Source organism: Pseudomonadales bacterium, assembly GCA_024234435.1.
In the GTDB taxonomy this organism is placed as follows: domain Bacteria; phylum Pseudomonadota; class Gammaproteobacteria; order Pseudomonadales; family Porticoccaceae; genus JACKOF01.
The window spans coordinates 565,864-584,086 of sequence record JACKOF010000001.1 but is presented as its reverse complement, the minus strand read 5'-3'; the positions used below and the strand labels follow the sequence as shown (position 1 = coordinate 584,086).

General features: G+C 47.0%; 18 protein-coding genes. 3 read left to right on the top strand and 15 right to left on the bottom strand.

Annotated features, from left to right (window positions below; genetic code table 11):
* Positions 1-103 precede the first annotated feature (103 nt).
* From H7A02_02730 to H7A02_02700, 7 genes are all read right to left on the bottom strand, one after another.
* Positions 104-1,111, bottom strand: a complete 1,008-nt coding sequence (locus H7A02_02730) for a hypothetical protein (GenBank protein MCP5171174.1) — start codon at positions 1,109-1,111, stop codon at positions 104-106.
* Positions 1,112-1,171: 60 nt separating this feature from the next.
* Entirely contained in the window at positions 1,172-1,696 is a 525-nt protein-coding gene (locus tag H7A02_02725; GenBank protein ID MCP5171173.1) for a hypothetical protein, read from the bottom strand.
* The gene (locus tag H7A02_02720) at positions 1,696-2,892 is read right to left on the bottom strand and encodes a phosphotransferase family protein (protein MCP5171172.1); all 1,197 of its coding nucleotides are present in this window, start codon (positions 2,890-2,892) and stop codon (positions 1,696-1,698) included. The genes H7A02_02725 and H7A02_02720 overlap by 1 nt, the downstream gene beginning before the upstream one ends.
* Before the next feature lie 357 nt (positions 2,893-3,249).
* A complete protein-coding gene (locus tag H7A02_02715; GenBank protein MCP5171171.1) occupies positions 3,250-3,966 on the bottom strand; it encodes a transporter in 717 nt (238 codons plus the stop codon).
* Between the two features lie 361 nt (positions 3,967-4,327).
* Positions 4,328-5,080, bottom strand: a complete 753-nt coding sequence (locus H7A02_02710) for an NAD(P)H-dependent oxidoreductase (GenBank protein ID MCP5171170.1) — start codon at positions 5,078-5,080, stop codon at positions 4,328-4,330.
* Between the two features lie 71 nt (positions 5,081-5,151).
* Positions 5,152-6,138, bottom strand: coding sequence for a hypothetical protein (locus tag H7A02_02705; protein ID MCP5171169.1), 987 nt, complete (start codon positions 6,136-6,138; stop codon positions 5,152-5,154).
* A 185-nt stretch (positions 6,139-6,323) separates the two neighbouring features.
* Positions 6,324-7,319, bottom strand: a complete 996-nt coding sequence (locus tag H7A02_02700) for an AraC family transcriptional regulator ligand-binding domain-containing protein (GenBank protein ID MCP5171168.1) — start codon at positions 7,317-7,319, stop codon at positions 6,324-6,326.
* Positions 7,320-7,484: 165 nt separating this feature from the next.
* On the opposite strand from H7A02_02700, the gene H7A02_02695 reads away from it, so the two are divergent.
* The 3 genes from H7A02_02695 (at position 7,485) to H7A02_02685 (ending at position 11,996) form a co-directional block, all read left to right on the top strand.
* Entirely contained in the window at positions 7,485-8,099 is a 615-nt protein-coding gene (locus H7A02_02695) for a TetR family transcriptional regulator (GenBank protein ID MCP5171167.1), read from the top strand.
* A gap of 285 nt (positions 8,100-8,384) precedes the next feature.
* Positions 8,385-10,268 (top strand): AMP-binding protein, encoded by a 1,884-nt coding sequence (locus H7A02_02690; GenBank protein ID MCP5171166.1) that lies wholly within the window; start codon positions 8,385-8,387, stop codon positions 10,266-10,268.
* A 60-nt stretch (positions 10,269-10,328) separates the two neighbouring features.
* On the top strand, positions 10,329-11,996 hold the full coding sequence (locus H7A02_02685) for an acyl-CoA dehydrogenase family protein (GenBank protein ID MCP5171165.1): 1,668 nt from the start codon (positions 10,329-10,331) through the stop codon (positions 11,994-11,996).
* Between the two features lie 150 nt (positions 11,997-12,146).
* Here the strand turns inward: H7A02_02685 and H7A02_02680 are convergent, their stop codons facing one another.
* The 8 genes from H7A02_02680 to H7A02_02645 all read right to left on the bottom strand — a co-directional run bounded on the left by H7A02_02680 (position 12,147) and on the right by H7A02_02645 (position 18,216).
* The gene (locus tag H7A02_02680; GenBank protein ID MCP5171164.1) at positions 12,147-13,091 is read right to left on the bottom strand and encodes a hypothetical protein; all 945 of its coding nucleotides are present in this window, start codon (positions 13,089-13,091) and stop codon (positions 12,147-12,149) included.
* A 31-nt stretch (positions 13,092-13,122) separates the two neighbouring features.
* Entirely contained in the window at positions 13,123-14,046 is a 924-nt protein-coding gene (locus tag H7A02_02675; GenBank protein ID MCP5171163.1) for a hypothetical protein, read from the bottom strand.
* 75 nt (positions 14,047-14,121) lie between these two features.
* The gene (locus H7A02_02670) at positions 14,122-14,544 is read right to left on the bottom strand and encodes an MAPEG family protein (GenBank protein ID MCP5171162.1); all 423 of its coding nucleotides are present in this window, start codon (positions 14,542-14,544) and stop codon (positions 14,122-14,124) included.
* Between the two features lie 149 nt (positions 14,545-14,693).
* On the bottom strand, positions 14,694-14,972 hold the full coding sequence (locus H7A02_02665) for a cytochrome C oxidase subunit IV family protein (GenBank protein ID MCP5171161.1): 279 nt from the start codon (positions 14,970-14,972) through the stop codon (positions 14,694-14,696).
* A gap of 10 nt (positions 14,973-14,982) precedes the next feature.
* A complete protein-coding gene (locus H7A02_02660) occupies positions 14,983-15,594 on the bottom strand; it encodes a cytochrome c oxidase subunit 3 (protein MCP5171160.1) in 612 nt (203 codons plus the stop codon).
* A 3-nt stretch (positions 15,595-15,597) separates the two neighbouring features.
* A complete protein-coding gene (locus tag H7A02_02655; GenBank protein ID MCP5171159.1) occupies positions 15,598-16,314 on the bottom strand; it encodes a hypothetical protein in 717 nt (238 codons plus the stop codon).
* Between the two features lie 82 nt (positions 16,315-16,396).
* Positions 16,397-17,143 (bottom strand): hypothetical protein, encoded by a 747-nt coding sequence (locus H7A02_02650; GenBank protein MCP5171158.1) that lies wholly within the window; start codon positions 17,141-17,143, stop codon positions 16,397-16,399.
* 29 nt (positions 17,144-17,172) lie between these two features.
* A complete protein-coding gene (locus H7A02_02645) occupies positions 17,173-18,216 on the bottom strand; it encodes an LLM class flavin-dependent oxidoreductase (GenBank protein MCP5171157.1) in 1,044 nt (347 codons plus the stop codon).
* Positions 18,217-18,223 lie beyond the last annotated feature (7 nt).

Genomic DNA, 18,223 nt, shown 5'->3' with positions numbered 1-18,223 from the left:
AAATGCGCGCTCCACTCTGTTCTTTTATTCCGCTCACCTGTTGAATCGAGTTGCCTGAACCGATCCAGGCAACCCTTTCCAGCAGTACAGATCAATTAATCTGTTATGAAGTAATTTTTGACTGTTGGTCAGACCACAACTTTCCGCGCTGGGCGTTGAGCTCCTGAATAGCGTGGTTCTCCTGAGAAACACCGTATCCAACCTTGCCATCAGGCATAGTCCAACGCATATTGCAGACATAAACCATGGTGCTGATATAACAAACCCACGGGGAGCCGGATTCAACGCTACCGTGCATACGCCATACTTTGCCACGAACGTCCGTTAGCTCCACATCATGCCCTATGGTGACAACACCGGATCTCACGGTGCTTATTTTCATATCTGTCAGCCCATAAACCTTGCCATTTTCAAGCACGTAACCATGAGCAAGCTGCTGTTGCTGTCCTACTGGCTTTTGGTAGTCGCAAAGTAAAATCCAGTGAAATGCCAGGTCTTCACTGTAATGGGCATGCATCCAGCCAATCGGCACCATGTGGGTTTCCGGACGAGGCCCCCAACTGTGGTCCATGGTCTCAACACAATCAATTTTGTACTCTTTACCTTTAAGCTTAAGTCTGCCCGTCAGCTTGCCCGTTAGGTCGAAATGACCACCATAACCAGTACCAAAGCCAGATCCCTCTGCGGCCTTCGTCGAATCGTCAATCACAGCTTTGGGGCTATGGTTTGGATCATGAATATCAAACGGTTCCATCAACCCTTTAAAGTCAATTTCCAATTCGGTGTCGTCAAATCCTTGATAATCAATTCGGTAGTTGCGAGGGCTAGATGCCTGAACCCTGAGACCTATCGGCGTTTCGATATCCGACATACTTTTCGGCGCAGGTAAATGCTGATGGTTATTCACGTGCAGGCATTCTGCCCGGTTATCCGTTACAGCGCTCCAGATAGAGACATCCGCAGACATTACGCCTAACCCTTTACGGATCACCACATACACAGAACCCATGATTTTTTCTTCTGGAATTGAGAAGCCGAAATAATTAGTCTCGGCCCAAAGATAATCGGCATTTTCCGGTGTATGAAACTCAATATCACTGTCTTTAATCATAATAAATATCCCCTTTTTCGTTAATTTCTTACCCTTGAATTACACATAGCAATTGATTGGCTATAGTGTTTCTTCGCTCTGGGTTTTCAAAACCTCGGCAATCGAAGGCACTTGCCCGGCATCACCCACAAATCCTGACAATCTGAACCAGGCTGTTTCCCGCGCCAACTGACGATCTATATAGCGTCGCAGTTGCTTACCCGTTGCGTCATCCAGGCTCAATGAGCCTTTCTCTATCAACTGATTCAGTTCAGCTTTTAGCGCAAGTAAAGATTCTTGCATTTCTGCAAACATCATCTGCGTTACTTCATCTGAAGACATACTTCGGAAACGGTAATAAATCGGGCATTCTTGTTCTGTAATATTTTTACCGCTTTGCCAGTAGCCCAACAGTTTTAAGGTGTCTTCTATTTCCACTCTGAGGTACTGATGCTGGTGTTCAGCCACATCAGTAATTTGCTTCAACTGAGCGACAATCATCGCCGCTTGTTCACTGGCGAAGGCACTACCGTTCAATTCGGGGACTACCACTTCTTCTAAAGCCTTACAAACACTAGCAATGCTTTGCTTTACACTAGGGTACATTAGCAAGCCTCCTGCTGAGTCATTAATTGATAAAGCCCGCCAACTGACGAACAGCCCAATCCCGCACTCAGATTCATCATGACATCAAGATGAGTCTGTCGGTCTGATGCCGCCCGAACATTACTCGCATAGCCTAGTACAGCCAGCTTATAGAGGTTCATAATGGTGTAGTAATGCAGGCGCTGCTGATCTATTTTGTTGCCACTCAATTGCTCATAACGCTCAATAAAACTTTCACGACTCAACAAGCCGCACACCATTGGTTTACCGCTTTCATCCGGTGAAGAAAACCCGGGAAACAGGACCCACGCCAGGTCTTCGTGAATATCTCCCAGTCGAGCCAACTCCCAGTCGAGAATCGCAGTAATTTCGCCGCTACGCTCATCAAACATAAAGTTTCCGTTTCGGTAATCGTTATGAATAACTCTTATTTCTTCCGTCACCGGCATGTTTTCCTTAAGCCAGTTACGAGCCAGCGCCATTACCGGGTGAGGTTCAAAACTGTCTTCCTCCCAAACTCGGCTCCAGTGATCAAGACACCATTCGGAAACCTCCAAAGTGTGTGCCCGGGGTACGTCCAACGAAGACAGGTCCGCATTTCTCCAATCAAATTGATGAATAGCAACCAGATGCTCAACAAAAGGACCTGACAATTTTTCTCTCAATGGCTGAGGGAACCCGGAGCCTATGCCACTCACAGCGCCCCCGCCCCCTGTTGGCTCTGAAGGCTTGGCTACGCCCTCAACAAAGCCGCAGATCATTGCTCCACTGCCTAGTTCCGAACCATCTACATCTACCCAGAAAACATCGGGCACAGGGACAACCCCTTTCATAGCAGCAATCACCTGAAATTCACGCAAACGGTGTGTTTCAACAATCGACTCACCAGGGTTCATTCGTAAAATCAGGCCACGGGTTTGCTCGCCCTGCTTAAGTTTGAACTTAAACATTTCTTTGGAACCACCACCGGGTACCCGGGACAGATCAAAAACCTCAAACTCACCATCCAGCCGTGAAGCAAGGAAACCTTGTAACCGGGTAAACAACTCTTCTTCTGTAGCCAGTATGTAGTCATCCCCGCGACGACGCTGCAATTTCCAGGTCAGCGCTTCATCAACGGTTCGCTCTACCCGATAACGGCTCCTGATATCTGCTATCTGCTCATCATTGAAGTAACGCTTATCCTGTATTGGCATAGAAGTACCCTCTTATTCTGTGACAGCCGCCCCATCAAGCTGGCAGAGATTACACAAGAATAGACTTTCAGTCAAAATATATAGACGTAATGTCTAAAACAAGAGAGTGTCGAATTACAGACATAAAAAAAACCGCACACCTCAAAGGTATGCGGTTCTCTTGAATCAGCCCGATTTACTCAGTAACTCGTTGAGCCGAAAAGATTTTCAGAAAAGATGGAGCCATCGGACGGTGATTCGACCCTCTTCTTTAAGACCGTTGCGAACGGAGGTATCTCCCCGCAAAGAAATCAACAATTGATCTGTAGGCGTAATCAGTGTGGCAGCATTTAATGAAACAATGCCCCAAACAAAACCTCAAAAGATATGAAGCCAACGCAAGATTAAACGCCCTTCCTCGCGCAACCCGTTACGAACGGAGATGTCACGGCTTAAAGAGACCAGTAACTGGTCTTTTGGAGTGATATTGGTAGCACCGTTAATGATAAAACGAGTACTTGAAAACGCATTGTCCTGGTCAATACCATCAATGGTTGTTTCACCACCGCGGACATGGTTGGCACCCAATGCAAACCGCAGAGTTGGGGAAGCGTAGTAATTGAGATATAGCTGCTGCTTGTAACGCGGCTTCTGTTCAAGGGTGACGCTGGCAGGGGAGTAATCCGTATTGTCCTCAAAAAACTCAACACCCGTTACAAACTCCAAATTCCACTTTTTGGCAATCGCCGTTGTACCACCAATCTGAAGTTCAAATTTCCAACGGTTTTCCCCGAGATTTAGGGAACGATCATTGTCGTAAGAGCCAATAGGGACTTGCAAAATGGGATTCACTACCAACGTGCGGCGCTTTTCAGGGTCATTAACGATAAACACCGGGACGGGGACCAATAAATCACCCACACCCCGTGTGTCACCCAACTGCGCCATGTTCTTACTGCCTTCGTACTTGCCATACGGCAGAATAAACTGCGGGGCAGCCACCAGATAGTCGCCCACCATCTGATAACGTACATAACGCAAAACTGTAGCATCTACCCGCACCCTGGCGCCGTCCAGAACTTTGTCCCCATGCATACAATGAGTCCGTCTGAGACCCCTTGTAATAAACTAAAAAGGCCTCAGTGCCAGCGGGCAACGCTTCATACTCCCCCATATCCACATCGGTTGCATTCGCAACAAAAGGGCAGCAAACCAAAAGAGACAACAGCCAAGACTGCAAACAAAAACTACTACGAGCCTTTAACCCGTGAGCTAACAAATATTTTAAGAACAAAGTCATACTTCCAGATAATAATTAACCACAACGAACAGCCATGCTTTCGGGAGACACATATTATCATGAGCTAATGTATTAAATGACCATTCTTTGGAATGGTATAACCCAGTTTTTCCTTCCCTTGATGAACATCAATATCTGCTGGAAGCCATAAAAGGGTTATTTATATTCAGGCTTGAAAGGTTTATGGCCAATCGTCTTGCCCTCAATACCGGGCTTGAGTTTCCAGTCTTGACCAAACTCCTCTGTGGGATGCACGTACTTCACCGGAATTTCATCCAGCTTTCGCAAGCAGGCTGCATACTCATCCAGGTATTCCTTCCGAGCATCATCCTCAGAATAACGAGTTGACCAGGCGACAAAAGGCTCCAACACATCAAACCCTACATACGCCAGTGTCCCGTATTGTAAGTGCCACAGCATGGCATCCAGATGCCCCATCACGCCCCCCTCTTCAACCATCCCGGGAAAACATCCGGTGGTCATGGATACCATCGCCTTTTTACCCTTCATGCCGCCCTTGTCAAACCGACCTAACTGTCCATACATCAAACCGTTAACAAAGACCCGGTCGAACCAGCCTTTCATAATGGCCGGAGCGCCATACCACCAGAGTGGAAACTGCAAAATCAACAGATCACACCACAGCACTTTTTCTATCTCAGCAGCAATGTCATCGCTAAAGGTACCCTGCTGTAAAGAGTGTTTTTGCTCGCGATCGTATTGCATATGCCCTTCAAATCGCCGCTCTTTAAAATCAGCCTCGGAAGCCACCGGGTTAAATTTCATGGCGTAAAGGTCGGAAACCTGTACCGCATGCCCTTCTTCGCCGAGCGTTTGTACCGCGGTATCCAATAATGCTGCATTAAAAGATGACGGTTGAGAGTGGGCATAAACAATCAAAACATTCATAAGTAAAGCTGTTCTCCAAACAGTAACGGACTATAGATACACAAGTTACAACGTGGCAACAAACGATAATACTATTTGCTTATTCGAGCAGGTAGCCCATGCCGGGTTCTGTACGCCATAGAAGAGTTTTCCATGGCCATGCCGTGCCCAACACAGCCTCCCAATGTCCAGCGCACCAGGGCAAGCCCCACATCCACGCTGGGATAAACCGGCCAAGGGCCGCCAGCAATAGTCGCACCGTACAATGTGTAATTGCGACCATCTTCATCTTCAACACTGAATACATAAGCGATTGGCTGATACCCCAGCCGCGTCACTTCCAATTGCCCTTTTACCAAACCACGCACTTCACCATTAACGGTCACGTAACCATGAGCTAAGGGGGATAATACTGCTTTATTGGCAGGATCTGCCGGAAAGAAAGCATGAACGGCAATCTCTTCACCATCATCTTCAAAGTGCCCGCCGAGCCACATCATCGCCGCCAAATCAACTTCTGTGCGCGGACCCCAGCTGTGGTCCATCACCTGCACACAGTTAATGGGAATAGTTTCCCCTCGCACAGTCACCTCACCCGTTAAACGTGCACTCATATCAAAATGGCCGTTGTAAGCCGCATCAAAGGTCCAGCTCTTTCCCTGCGCCGCCCGGGTTACCGGGTCCATATCAGGATCAGATGTATCGTAAGGCTCCATAATGCCTCGCACATCGAAATGGATACTGGAGTCCTCAACACCTATATAGTCCACCCGATAATCACGCGGGCTCAAAGCCTTCACACTAAGACCATTTTTCAAAGTGTACTCGCGCAGGTTGCGCGGCTCCGGCATCGGCAAGTGAAAGTGGTTGGCCACATACCAGGTGTCCGCGGTGTCATCCACCAACCCTTTCCAAACACGCACATCACTCATCACCACCCCCAGATTAGGGCGAAACAGTGCCTGCAAGTGCCCACAGACAGCATGTTCTGCATTGAAAAATGCAAAATAATTGGTTTCGGCCCAGTCATGGGCATCCGGATCGGTGGGATGAAAATCCAGGTCTTTATCGGTAATCACAGCTGTAACCCCTCACAATTCGATTAATATTATTTGTTGTTTCTGCAGCGCTATTAAGCAGACGAAGCTGTTAACTTCGATGAAAAATCATACGAAACTGAACCATTCAATTCCCGACTTTTTGCGAACACTTATTGACTTTTTACGAACGAATCAAGCCGCCTGAATATGATGAAGACGCAAAGCTAGCATTGCTTTTGACGCCACGCTCTCGGTGAGCAACCCGTCCAGGCTTTAAAGTATCGGCAGAATATGGAAACATCGGCGTACCCAAGATTCAGTGCCAGCTCGGTAATGGATAGAGATCCGTTCTTGAGATACTGCTCTGCTACCGTCAGGCGCGTTTCCTTCAACAACTCCCGATAGCTCACACCTTCCCTTTTCAACTTTTTCTGCAACACTCTGGCACTTAAACTCAGAGTTTCCGCCACGGTTTCAATACTGCACTCTCCGGAGGGCAATAACTGACCAATAATATCCTTAACCTGATTTTGTAAATCACCCGCATAGTGCTTTTGTAAATACTGCAGATAACCACTGAAATGGCTTTGCAGTGCAACCTCGTCGAACCGGGGCTTCTGCTCAAAGAACGATTTTTTAAGCAAAATACCATTGAAACCGCTGCTGTAAGTGATACAGGAGCGAAATCCGGATTTCGGAGAGCCGGTTGGGTCAGGGTCTCGCTGACGTAAATGAATATCAAAATCGTAACGATCAAAACCGACCATCTTTGAAAGAAAATTGGCCATCTGTCCAACACTCAGTTGTGACAACTGATTAAACCCGTAAGCGCTTGATACGAGGAACTCAATACCAAACTGTATATCCTTTCCAGCGGGATTCAGATTCAGTGATACGCCAGTTGCATGAAGATAGAGGTAACGGTTGAACTTACTGATAGCGGCCGCAACCGTTGGCTCTTGAGAAATACTCAACGCCAGTCCACCAAAAACATTGGCATCTTGTCGCTGCGCCAACAACAAACCAAACTGTTTATGCCCACAACCTTCAGAAGCTGACTCAAGTAGCTGAATCATTTTCCCGTATGAGATGTAGGTGTTTGGATCTCGAAACTGAGCGGGTTTAAGTCCGACCTGATGGATCAACTCAACAGGATTCCCGCCCAGTTCATACACAAATGTTTCAAACCCGGTAATTGCGCCGGTGCGGACCAAGTACATAATCGTGCAAACCTGAATTCATTAATAAGGCAATTCTTGAAACCTGCAGAAGAGTGCACGTTAAAAACAACTATTTCAAACAAATAAACTTATTCAAATTGGTCTGCTTTTATCAAAAAAGCTATTATTCAAAATTGATCCCCCATACGTTTATATTTGACCGTTATGAATAAAAGGCTAACCCAGGCAGAACGAACCGCTATTTCAGACAAAAAACTTTTGGAAGCTGCTTCGGAATTAATCAATGAGCGTGGAACCCAGAAAGCGACACTTGCGGAAATCGGCAAAAGAGCCGGGTACAGTAGCGGCCTCGCCAGCTCCCGATTTGGTTCCAAAGATGGGTTGTATCAATACATGATTACTGTACTGATTCAACTGCGCAAGGAGTACACCCTGGAGTCACTACACGGAGAAACTGCCCTTGAGGAAATATTGGCAACGCTGGAGATGGTCGACAAAATGTTCAGTAGGAACCCCGTATTCGTAACCGCCATTTTCAAATTGTGGTTTGATGCGTTAGGGCGTAAAACTATCTCGTTGCCAATGGTAGAAAAATTTCTGGGCCAGTCTCGTGCAGCCGTCAAAAAAATAATTACCAAAGGTGTGGATCAAGGTGAGTTCCCCGATGACGTCGACCCCCAAGCCTTTGCCATCACTTATCTGTCATTTTTATACGGCTTAATCTATCAATGGATGGTTTCTCCTGATGAGGTAGACCTGTCAAGTTCTCTGGAAAGCTTTAAGGGTTACTGCAAGTTAATGCTAAAAGCTGACAGCTAAATCTACTTATTGCCCAATTTATTAGTAATCTCTAACAGAACAGAAATCTCTCTAATCGCAGTTTGTGCCTAGCACCCTCGCGGCTCTTCCATTAAATATCGTCGAAACACAATAAATAACGGCAACACATCAAACGCAACTAATAATTGTCAACCTTGTTTTATGGTGGCATTATCGCCCTAAACATACTTAATACAATTAACTAAGTATGTTTAAAAAGATAAAAGGGCCCTAAACACGGTTTTTAAAAACAATACCAGCTTAAACCTAGAGAAAATCAACACAATGAGCGATATTTTCAGAAATTCATTGAACTCTGCTGAAGAAGTAAGGCAATTAGAAAAATGTTCTCTTTCTGACATGATGCCTGTCAAAACAATCTATGAAGCATTAAAAATTGCAGCCAACCGCAGCCCCGAAAAATCGGCTATCAAACATATAGAAACACCTGAAGACCTCTCCCCGAGAGATATTAACTTTGCAACTTATCTGTCTCTCGTCGAGCAGGCAGCTAATTTGTTTTACCGACATTCAGCCGGCAATCCTCCAATTGTTGCCGTTATAGGCCCTTACTTACCAGAAACCTTGATCGCCATGTGGGGAGGCGCAGTTGCCGGGCGATATGTGCCTATCAACCCATTTCTATCATTGGAACATACCGTAGAGATAATAAAAGCTGCCAAGGCAACCATTTTAGTAACAGCCAACAGTAGCTGCGGTGCCAATAATGAAAATACCTTGGCCGCGATTAAAAAATCAGTTACCAGCTTAAAAACGATTTTTATCTATGGCGATGCTACCGGCGAAGAGCAGAAATTTAACGAAGCCCTCAAAGAATCACGAACTGGCGGTCTTGATTTCAACCCGGCCAGCAGCGGCGATATCGAGTGCGCTTATATGCATACTGGCGGAACAACTGGAGCTCCAAAACTCGTCCGCCACTCTCACCAAGGCCAATTGATTCAAGCCTGGTTATGCGGTATCGCCATGGGTCCTGATGAAGACGCAATTGTCGGGCATGCAATGCCTAACTTTCATCTAGGCGGAGCTATTGCTAACGCATTGCGTTGTCTGCTGTTCAGACAAACATTGGTCTCTCTTACCCCTGATGGTTTTAGAAATAAAGATTTAGTGCCAAGGTTTTGGGATATTGTCGAGCGATTTGGCATGACATCAATCACTACAGCACCCACCACAATCGCAGCCGTTCTCAGCCACGACGGACCCGGACCCGCAACATTAAAAGAGTACACCTCGGGTGGTTCTAGTCTTGCCCGAGAGCTCATCCATTCATTTCATCGAAAGTACGGTATATGGTTGAAAGAGGTGTGGGGCGGCACAGAATTTCACGGGATACTCTCCTTTCACTATGGATCTGACGTAGAGCCGCGAATTGGTTCTTGTGGTCGTGTTGTACCCTTCCACAAAGCGATGTCAGCCATTCTCGAGGGGAATAAATTTGTCCGGGCGGCTGAACCAGGGGAACGAGGAACCATTATCGCAGCCGGACCAACCACAATGAGTGGCTTTGTTGACAGCAGTAAAGATTCCGAGTTTTTTATAGAAGGTGGTCCCGACGAACTTCAATGGGCAACTACCGGGGATATCGGCTTCGTCGATGAAGACCACTTTATCTGGATCTATGGTCGAGAAAAAGACGTCATTATTCGAGGGGGGCATAACATTGACTCGGCCATGATTGATGATGCACTCATGTCCCACCCAGACGTATTACACGCCGCCGCTGTTGGCAAACCCGATGCCAGTAAAGGCGAATTGCCAATGGCCTACATTGAGCTGCGGCCAAACGCCAAAACAACCGCTGACGAAATTCTTCTCTTTGCACAGCAGAACATCCCCGAGCGGGCAGCTGTACCAGTAGAAATTGTGGTAATTGATGCTATCCCATTGACCGGAGTCGGCAAGGTATCCAAACCACCTTTGCGAAACGATGCAATTCTCCGCGTGGTTAAAGAGCAATGCCTGACGTCAATGCCAACAGAGAGCATCAGCATCAAAATCTCCGAAGATGGTGGTCGAACAACGGCCATTGTGGAACTAGCGCAAGACAGCGAAGCCGAAACAGAAAATAAAATAAAGAAATTAGAAGCAGCACTGGGGCCATTTACGTTTGCTTTCAAAGTAGAGGCCCTGCAGAAAAGCATCTAAACCCGGAGGCTAGGTGCAACCACCTCACCCACTCCGAAGTAAAAGAACGAGGAAAAACCAATGAGCTACCTCAAACCCAGAACAGAATTGCGAACTCACACCGTAGAAAACATGCCTCCGCCTTTAGAGAATGTTAATGCGTTCGATATGGATCTCGCTTTGAAAGAAGGCGTTATCAGAGAAGGTGGTGATTGGGCGATAAAAAACCTGACAAGCCTTGGTGCCAAGGTACTCGACCCTGAATGGATCGACAAAGCTTCACTGGCCAATAACAACGGTCCAGAGCTGCGCCGCTTTGATCGCTTTGGGCAGCGAGTGGACACGGTTGAATTTCACCCCGCCTGGCATGATGTGATGGGTTTAGCTTGGGAGCATGAAGTTCACGCAATGCCCTGGATACATAACAAAACCGGCGGCCACGTTGCCCGGGGTGCGGCAGAGATACTGTTTTCTCAGCTTGAATGCGGCGTGCTCTGTCCGACTGACATCACTTATGGGATTGTGCCCATGTTGCGCAAGCAACCAGAAATGGCCAAACAATGGGAAAGCCTAATGCTTTCCACTCAGTACGACTCGCGCCCTATTCCCCACTGGGAAAAGACCGGTGTTAGCATTGCTTTTACTTCAACTGAAAAGCAGGGTGGCTCGGATATCCGCAGCAACTCAACTCTTGCTAAACCTACTGGAAAGACCGGCCCCGGCGAAGAATATCTTATCACTGGTCATAAATGGTTTTGCTCAGCCGCAGGTGCTGACGTTATTTTCGTGGTGGCTCAAACTGCAAATGGCCCCGGTTGCTTTCTTGTACCACGCTGGCTGCCTGATGGCACACGAAACCCAATTTCTCTTGAGCGGCTTAAAGACAAGCTCGGCAATAAATCTAACGCATCAACCGAACTGGAATTTGAAAGCACTCATGGCTGGTTGATCGGAGAAGAAGGTAGAGGCATACCCACTGTTATGGAATTTATGCTTCACACGCGTTTTGGATGTGCACTGATTCCCACGGGAATGATGCGGCAGGCACTATCACAGTCAATTCACCATTGCTTGCACCGAACCGCATTTGATAAACGCCTGATAGATCAACCATTAATGCGCAAAGTTCTGGCAGACATGGCCATTGAATCAGAAGCTGCTACCACATTGATGATGCGCGTTGCCCGAGCATTTGATGCATCGTCAACCAATGAAGACGAACGTGCATTTGGGCGAATCACAGTGGCTGTTGCCAAATACTGGATTAACAAGCGAGTGGTTTCTGTTGTACATGAAGCCATGGAGACACTGGGGGGCGTAGGCTATATAGAGGAATCCGTCATACCCCGGATTTATCGAGAAGCCCCTATCCATGGAATTTGGGAAGGGCCGGGAAATGTCATTAGCCTGGATATTCTTAGAGCATTCCGCAAAGAGCCTTTGGCGGGCGAGGCCTTTTTTGCGGAATTAGATGCCGTAAGGGGTGAAGATCGACGACTGGATGCGACCATCACCGAAATAAAGAAACTGGTATTTGAGGACAATATGCCAGAACTGGACGCCCGTTACCTCGCAGAGCGCATGGCTGTTGCTATGCAAGCGTCACAGTTAATTAAATATGCACCCAATGCTGTTTCTGACGCTTTTTGCCTGACTCGGCTTGAAGGCCAGAGTGGGTACGCCTTTGGCTCAATACCAAGCTTTGTTGATATTGACGCCATTATCAAACGCGCATGGCCCGCGGCTTAAACTCTTTTTTAGAAATAACCGCCGCATCATTGAAGGGAAAAACAGGAACCTGAATATCAGGTTCCTGCCAATCAAACGTTAATGTTGCCGAGCAATCGTATCGACGCATTAGCTTTCCATATTAAGCCTGTTTACGTGCGTATTGATAACTCAACCACCATTACCCTTAAACGGAAAACGATAGCCACACTCGCCCAAACCATACCCCACGGTGGTTTCACCGTTTTCGCCAACAAGTTGATATTCCATAATCTGTTCGGTCATGCAGAACGTATCGAGGGGAATAAACCAGCGGAAGATATTCTTGGCGGTGAACTCCCATTCCCGTCCCTTCTCATCCACCACTTTCCAGTGCATGGATTTAATCCCCTTGTTGTCGTCGTAATATTCATTTTTAGGTGTCATCGATTTCACCCCCAACCACTCGCTACCGTCGTGCATCATTTTGAGATAAGCAGACTGGCCATGAATGGACTGACCGTGAACAGTTGCAAAGGTGATATTTTTGCCCGGGAAATAGGGCCAGGCTAAACGATAAGTATGCATAATGTCCCAGTTGCGAGGGCCATAACTCAGATCTCGATAACCGCTGCCATTATTAATACTCACCACTCCCTCATCGCGAGTGGTAACAGACCCGGTGATTCGGTATGGCCCCTCAAGGTGCACATTCATCATCTCTTTTGCAAATGTGCCTTCCTCATCCTGACTCATTTCCACACAATCAATCATGGGTGGGTTATAGATCCCTTCCCAGGTCAGGTCGAAAGAAAAATCCTTGCTGGAAAACTGAATGCGGGATGTTTGTAATGGTTCAGATGCCGTAAATTTAACACCTGCAATTTCAAACCCGTCAGCCAGCCTTTCGCTGAAATAAGGAAGGTTCATATTAATACGGGTAAACAACGGCTCACCGTCTTTGAAAAAAATCACAAACCCGTTGGACTCTTTCTGGTTTTCCAGAATACCCACTCTAATCATGCAACCAATACGGGTATCCGGGTCATAACAACCGTAAAAATAGCTCTGATTCCATTTTTCGTTATCGGTAGCCGGTACGTAGCCTTCCGGGTCCCATTGCTTTTGTTCGCTCATTCGTCTTTCTCTCATTTATTCGTTGAAGTGGTTAACCGCCATTACCTTCCCAGGGCAGCCGGTAACCACTTTCGGCCAATCCATAACCCACGCTGCCATCGCTTAAGGTGTATTCCATAAATTGCTCGGTGAGCACAAAGGTATCGAGCGGGAACAGCCAGTTAAAAATATATTTGGCGGTAAATTGCCAGGTACGATCTTTCTCATCGACGATGGTCCAGTCCATGGTTTTAATCGCCATGTCGTCTTCACCATAAGTATTCTTGGCATCAACACTTTTAATGCCAATCCAGTCTTCACCATCGTGCATCATTTTCAGATAGGCGCTGTGGTTATCGGTAGAAACACCGTGCACGATCGCAAAAGTAATATTTCTTTCAGGAAAGTACGGCCAGGCCAGGCGATAATGCTGCATCGCGTCCCAGTTGCGGGGGCCGTAGGATACATCTCTGTAACCCGTGCCATTAATATCGATTGTTTCTTTATTGCGAATAGTAATGCTGCCCGTGATGCGATACGGGCCTTCCAGGTGTACATTCATCATCTCGCGGGCAAAAGAGCCATCTTCATCCTGGCTCATCTCAACGCAATCTTTCATCGGCGGGTTAAAGATGCCTTCCCACACCAGATCACAAGCAAAGTCTGCTTCGTCAAACTGCACCCTCACTTTATTGAGTTTCTCAAGAACGGTGATTTCCATACCGGCGATTTTCATGCCGGGGTTCATTCTTTCAGGTGTGTAAGGCAAGTTCATATTGGCGCGAGTGAACAGCGGCTTGCCATCTTTAAAGAACACAAACCAGGTATTAGATTCGTTTAGGTTCTCTTGAATCCCTACACGAATAAAACAACCCACTTTGGTATCGGGGTCATAACAGTGACACACCAGGCTTTGATTCCATTTCGGGTGGTCAGTCGCAGGGACATAACCTTCCGGGTCGACTATTTCATTCATGCAGTTTCTCTCTTTAAAGTTTTTCTTTTTCACACGCCGTGTCATAGCGGCGCTCGTTAACAATTTAAATAGAACTCAGCCTGCAACCAGCTGATAAGCCATTCGAATAACCATGAACCACAAAGCTGCACTTGCAACCAGATACATGCCAAAGCGCGCCATTACATGATTGAAAGTGCAATGAATCAGGCTGTGCAGCACTCGAAAAATGGCAAATACCCAAGCCGTTATCAAATAGGTTGGATCGACCAGACCAAGGGTAAATATGGCCAGCACTACGGCATAAAAAATCACCGGTAGCTCAAACAAATTTTTCAGGTTATCGGAAGGGTTTGAAACATCTGGAGGTGACCGTTCCTGTAACGCCTGTGACGTTATTTCTTCATCCACAAAGTTTTCATTGATGAAAGGGATTCGTTTGGCAAACAGGTAAACCCAAACCAGCATAGTGAGTAAAAACATGGTCAAAACAGGTAAGAAAATTTCATTCGGATTCATCATATTTTCCTTTTAGCTTTTTTAATAATGCTGGCAGTAACAGTGCCCGATTATGGCGTTACAGATAAAACAAAAGCAGCATGGCTGCCCTGCCCAACCACTTTCAATATCGGAAAACAAATAACCCGAAAAATGGTATATCTAGGGAGTCAAAGGCAAATAATCAGTAATGCAGCGCAAATCGCCACACACCACGCATCAAAAGTGTGTCGCAGCCAACGCGGTGCATGTTTCAATTCCATAAACTGAAACCCCACCAGCCAGATTTTCACAAAAGCCATGATAATGACACCAGACACTGCCAATGAAACATTTCCCTGCGTACTCTGGGCGGTTTGACCAAACCACCAGCCAATACCGGTAGCAACAACCAGAAGCAGCCAGGTCAACGTAAACGGGTGAGTAATCAAAGCCTGTTTATTCGTCATGGATGGGCCGTCATAGAAGGTAAAAAAGTGCAAACAGCGCAATCCATAGCAGATCAACCAAATGCCAGAAAATAGCGCCACTCTCGCAAGTGCGAATATTCGCGGTATTGATAGTCGGCTTGCGGCTGGTAGCTCTTAACACCAACAATACGGCAATGCCAATAAGCACATGCACGAGATGAATACCGGTAAACACAAAGAAATACATGAAAAAATCATTGGTTGACGGATTAAACCCCGCGCTTATTTTGTCACCCCATTCAAAGACCTTGTTTATAACAAAACCAAAGGCGCATAAAAGTGCTAATGAAAAATAGCCACTCACGGAGCTGTCGTGCCCGGTTCGGCATTTTTCGACGCCCAGCGCCACAAACCAGGAACCGGTCAACAATAGCAACGTGTTAACAATACCTGTCCACAAATCCAGATGCTGACGAGACGCCGCAAATACTTCCGGCTGTTGAATGTGTCCCAAAGCGATAAGGATAAAAAAGACAGCGAATACAATCAGGTCTCCCGCCACAAAAACCCAAATACCCTCTTCTCCCGGTATTTTGGTTTTCAACACGGGTTTGTCGGGCGTATTTTGCACCGTCGGTTGGGTTCGCAATCTAAAACTCAACGATTATTCAGGCTGCACTTTTTTTGCTGCCTGCAACAGGGTTAAACTGGAAATCAGTATCCAGAGAAAAAAGGCGATATAAGGAATCCACATAGCAACGATACCGTGCCAGGCGAATAAGCCATCCTTAAAAAACAGAATAAGCTGGCCTGGTACATATAAGACCGCTGCCCAGATATTGAGGTAAGCAACCCAGCGAGGGAAAGGCTCACGACCTTCTTCAGCGAACAGGATAGGCAATGCAATCGCGACACACCAACTACAGAAAACGGGTGCCGAAAACAGCGCCAGAAAGTAAGCCAAATCGGCAAACATCTGAACATTAATGGCGTGAGCGGCATCGACTCGATAAACCATCATGGCCCAGCTAAAGCCCACCAGAATAGCGATTATGGTTCCCAGTCCTGCCATCATTAATTGAACATAGGACAAGCCAGCGGTGCGTTCAAAACGTCGTGTTTGCAAAAATATGCCCGCCCCCATAGGACCCAGGAAAGTCAACGCAATAATCATAAATACCGTGCCGACCCGAATTTGAAACAAATTCTCGGTGGCTTTGCGGACAAACTCCAGGGCGGATTCATCGGCACTGAACAGGGGAGGAATCATGCCTCCCAAGACCGAACCACCAATAACAAAAAAGATCACAGCCAGCAGCCCGGACCAACCACAAATGACTAATGTTCTTTTGAATAAGGGGTCGTTATTTGATTGCAGCATTGTTAGCTCCTTTTATTAAATCTAATGTACGCATCCCGCGGTCGCGGGTCTATGACTGAAACCAGTCATATTCTATAAACCGTTAGTGTCCCAGACGAGCCAGCAACTGAGTGCGCCCACTGACTCCCAGCTTTTTATAGATGCGTTTCAGGTGGTTTTCCACCGTATATATTGAAAGACACAACTCGCGACCAATGAGTTTGTTGCTGTATCCCTTCATCAATTCGAAAACAACTTGTTGCTCTCTTTTCGTCAACAGGGCAACGATATCGCCCGGCAACGTCGTTCCAGGCATCGGCCTGGCAAAAAAATGAGCACGCAACGACTCCTCAACCAGATAATCCTTAGCTGAACCAAGCCAGCTATCCAGTGTATTCATCGCCCGATCCACGCCAAGATGCCAACCTTTGCGCCGCTCAGGTTCAAACATCATTAAACCGATGACCAGAGATAAATCCTTCGACAAAACCTTCTTGCAGGTAGCGGTTTCCCAAAAACCCTCCTGCCCAAGGGTTTGCCAGTAACGCTGGTTTTCGGCCTGATACGATACCGGCACCATCTGCGCATCTTTGTAATTAACCCCTGTAAAACCGCATTCGGGGTGATCATTCAATGCATGCTGCAACATGGGATCGTATTGATGAATACTGCGGGCATAGAGATCGATGATCCAGTCCTGCACACCGGTATGAAAGAGAAAATTTACAGGCTGGCTTGGTTGTTTGCGATCATGCAGTAACAAAGCCACTGCGCTGGCATTGGCCCGTTTGACGCAATCCTCCCCGAAAGACGCATTGAGCTGTTGAAACTCGGCATTATCGGTCAGCATATTGACTCTCCAGTTTTGGATCCGGGCAATTATTTTCGGCCAAACGTCGTAATAATATTGCGAAAAGCATCTTCACTTTCCTGAGCGGTTAGCGGCGGAACATAAGGCGTGTGTAAAACGGTATGGGATGCTGCGCTCTGATGCTTTTTCAGTTGCTCACGGCATTCATCCGGGGTGCCGGCAATAGCAAATTTTTCAACCAGAGCATCTGAAGTCACGTGTTCCAGGGCTGCCGGCCCGTCCTTCAGCAATCCTGCCACCACAGCATCCCGATCTTCTGATAACCCTTCATAATCGGCAATAAAGGTGGTAATCGGATAGGCAGCATAACAACCAACCTGAATGCGCGCTCGCCTCAGTGCTTCCTCACGATCTTCTGACACGCTGCAAATCAGATAGTTAGTGACGTCAATATCCGCCAGAGTTTTACCCACCCGTTTGGCACCTTCCTCAATATGCGGATTCATATGCTCTTCAATAAAACCGGGTGACAATAAGAACCCCATCGCACCATCCGCTTTTTCTCCGGCAAGACGCAACATCGCTGGCCGTAACGCGCCTATATAAATAGGCACTTCCGGACGAACCATTGGCCGAGAACCAAAAGGGTTAACAGGTGGTGTCGAGAAACGGTAGAACTCGCCCTGATACTGTAACGGCTCACCAGTGCGAATGTGCTGCCAGTAAAGACGCATAATATGAATATATTCACGCATCCGCGTCGCTGGCCGATCAATATCAGTGCCATTGTAATGCTCGGCAAAGCTCGCGCCACCTGGCCCCACAACCAAACGAACCCGTCCCCCCGACAGCTCATCTATGTCAGCCGCCGCATTGGCCATTTCAAAAGGAGTGCGCTGGGCAGCAGCGGCAAGACCAATACACAAGTCTATATTGTTTGTTGTTACGGCCGCCTGGCTCTGAATAATAAAAGCGTTGCGATAAAATTCGTATGCCCAGACTGAATCAAATCCGGCATCATCAGCAAGCCGCGCCAGTTCAGCGAATTTATGTATTGGCTGATTAAGCCCGGGCATGGAAATACCCAATTTAGATGTAGATTGAAGACTCATCACATAC

Bases quoted from the DNA above. Each gene is read 5' to 3' on its own strand.
- H7A02_02675 (MCP5171163.1), bottom strand. From the start codon at position 14,046: ATGAATGAAATAGTCGACCCGGAAGGTTATGTCCCTGCGACTGACCAC.
- H7A02_02715 (MCP5171171.1), bottom strand. From the start codon at position 3,966: ATGCATGGGGACAAAGTTCTGGACGGCGCCAGGGTGCGGGTAGATGCT.
- H7A02_02700 (MCP5171168.1), bottom strand. From the start codon at position 7,319: ATGTACTTGGTCCGCACCGGCGCAATTACCGGGTTTGAAACATTTGTG.
- H7A02_02665 (MCP5171161.1), bottom strand. From the start codon at position 14,972: ATGACGAATAAACAGGCTTTGATTACTCACCCGTTTACGTTGACCTGG.
- H7A02_02655 (MCP5171159.1), bottom strand. From the start codon at position 16,314: ATGCTGCAATCAAATAACGACCCCTTATTCAAAAGAACATTAGTCATT.
- H7A02_02720 (MCP5171172.1), bottom strand. From the start codon at position 2,892: ATGCCAATACAGGATAAGCGTTACTTCAATGATGAGCAGATAGCAGAT.
- H7A02_02695 (MCP5171167.1), top strand. From the start codon at position 7,485: ATGAATAAAAGGCTAACCCAGGCAGAACGAACCGCTATTTCAGACAAA.
- H7A02_02645 (MCP5171157.1), bottom strand. From the start codon at position 18,216: ATGAGTCTTCAATCTACATCTAAATTGGGTATTTCCATGCCCGGGCTT.
- H7A02_02730 (MCP5171174.1), bottom strand. From the start codon at position 1,111: ATGATTAAAGACAGTGATATTGAGTTTCATACACCGGAAAATGCCGAT.
- H7A02_02685 (MCP5171165.1), top strand. From the start codon at position 10,329: ATGAGCTACCTCAAACCCAGAACAGAATTGCGAACTCACACCGTAGAA.
- H7A02_02650 (MCP5171158.1), bottom strand. From the start codon at position 17,143: ATGCTGACCGATAATGCCGAGTTTCAACAGCTCAATGCGTCTTTCGGG.
- H7A02_02670 (MCP5171162.1), bottom strand. From the start codon at position 14,544: ATGAATCCGAATGAAATTTTCTTACCTGTTTTGACCATGTTTTTACTC.
- H7A02_02680 (MCP5171164.1), bottom strand. From the start codon at position 13,091: ATGAGCGAACAAAAGCAATGGGACCCGGAAGGCTACGTACCGGCTACC.
- H7A02_02690 (MCP5171166.1), top strand. From the start codon at position 8,385: ATGAGCGATATTTTCAGAAATTCATTGAACTCTGCTGAAGAAGTAAGG.
- H7A02_02710 (MCP5171170.1), bottom strand. From the start codon at position 5,080: ATGAATGTTTTGATTGTTTATGCCCACTCTCAACCGTCATCTTTTAAT.
- H7A02_02725 (MCP5171173.1), bottom strand. From the start codon at position 1,696: ATGTACCCTAGTGTAAAGCAAAGCATTGCTAGTGTTTGTAAGGCTTTA.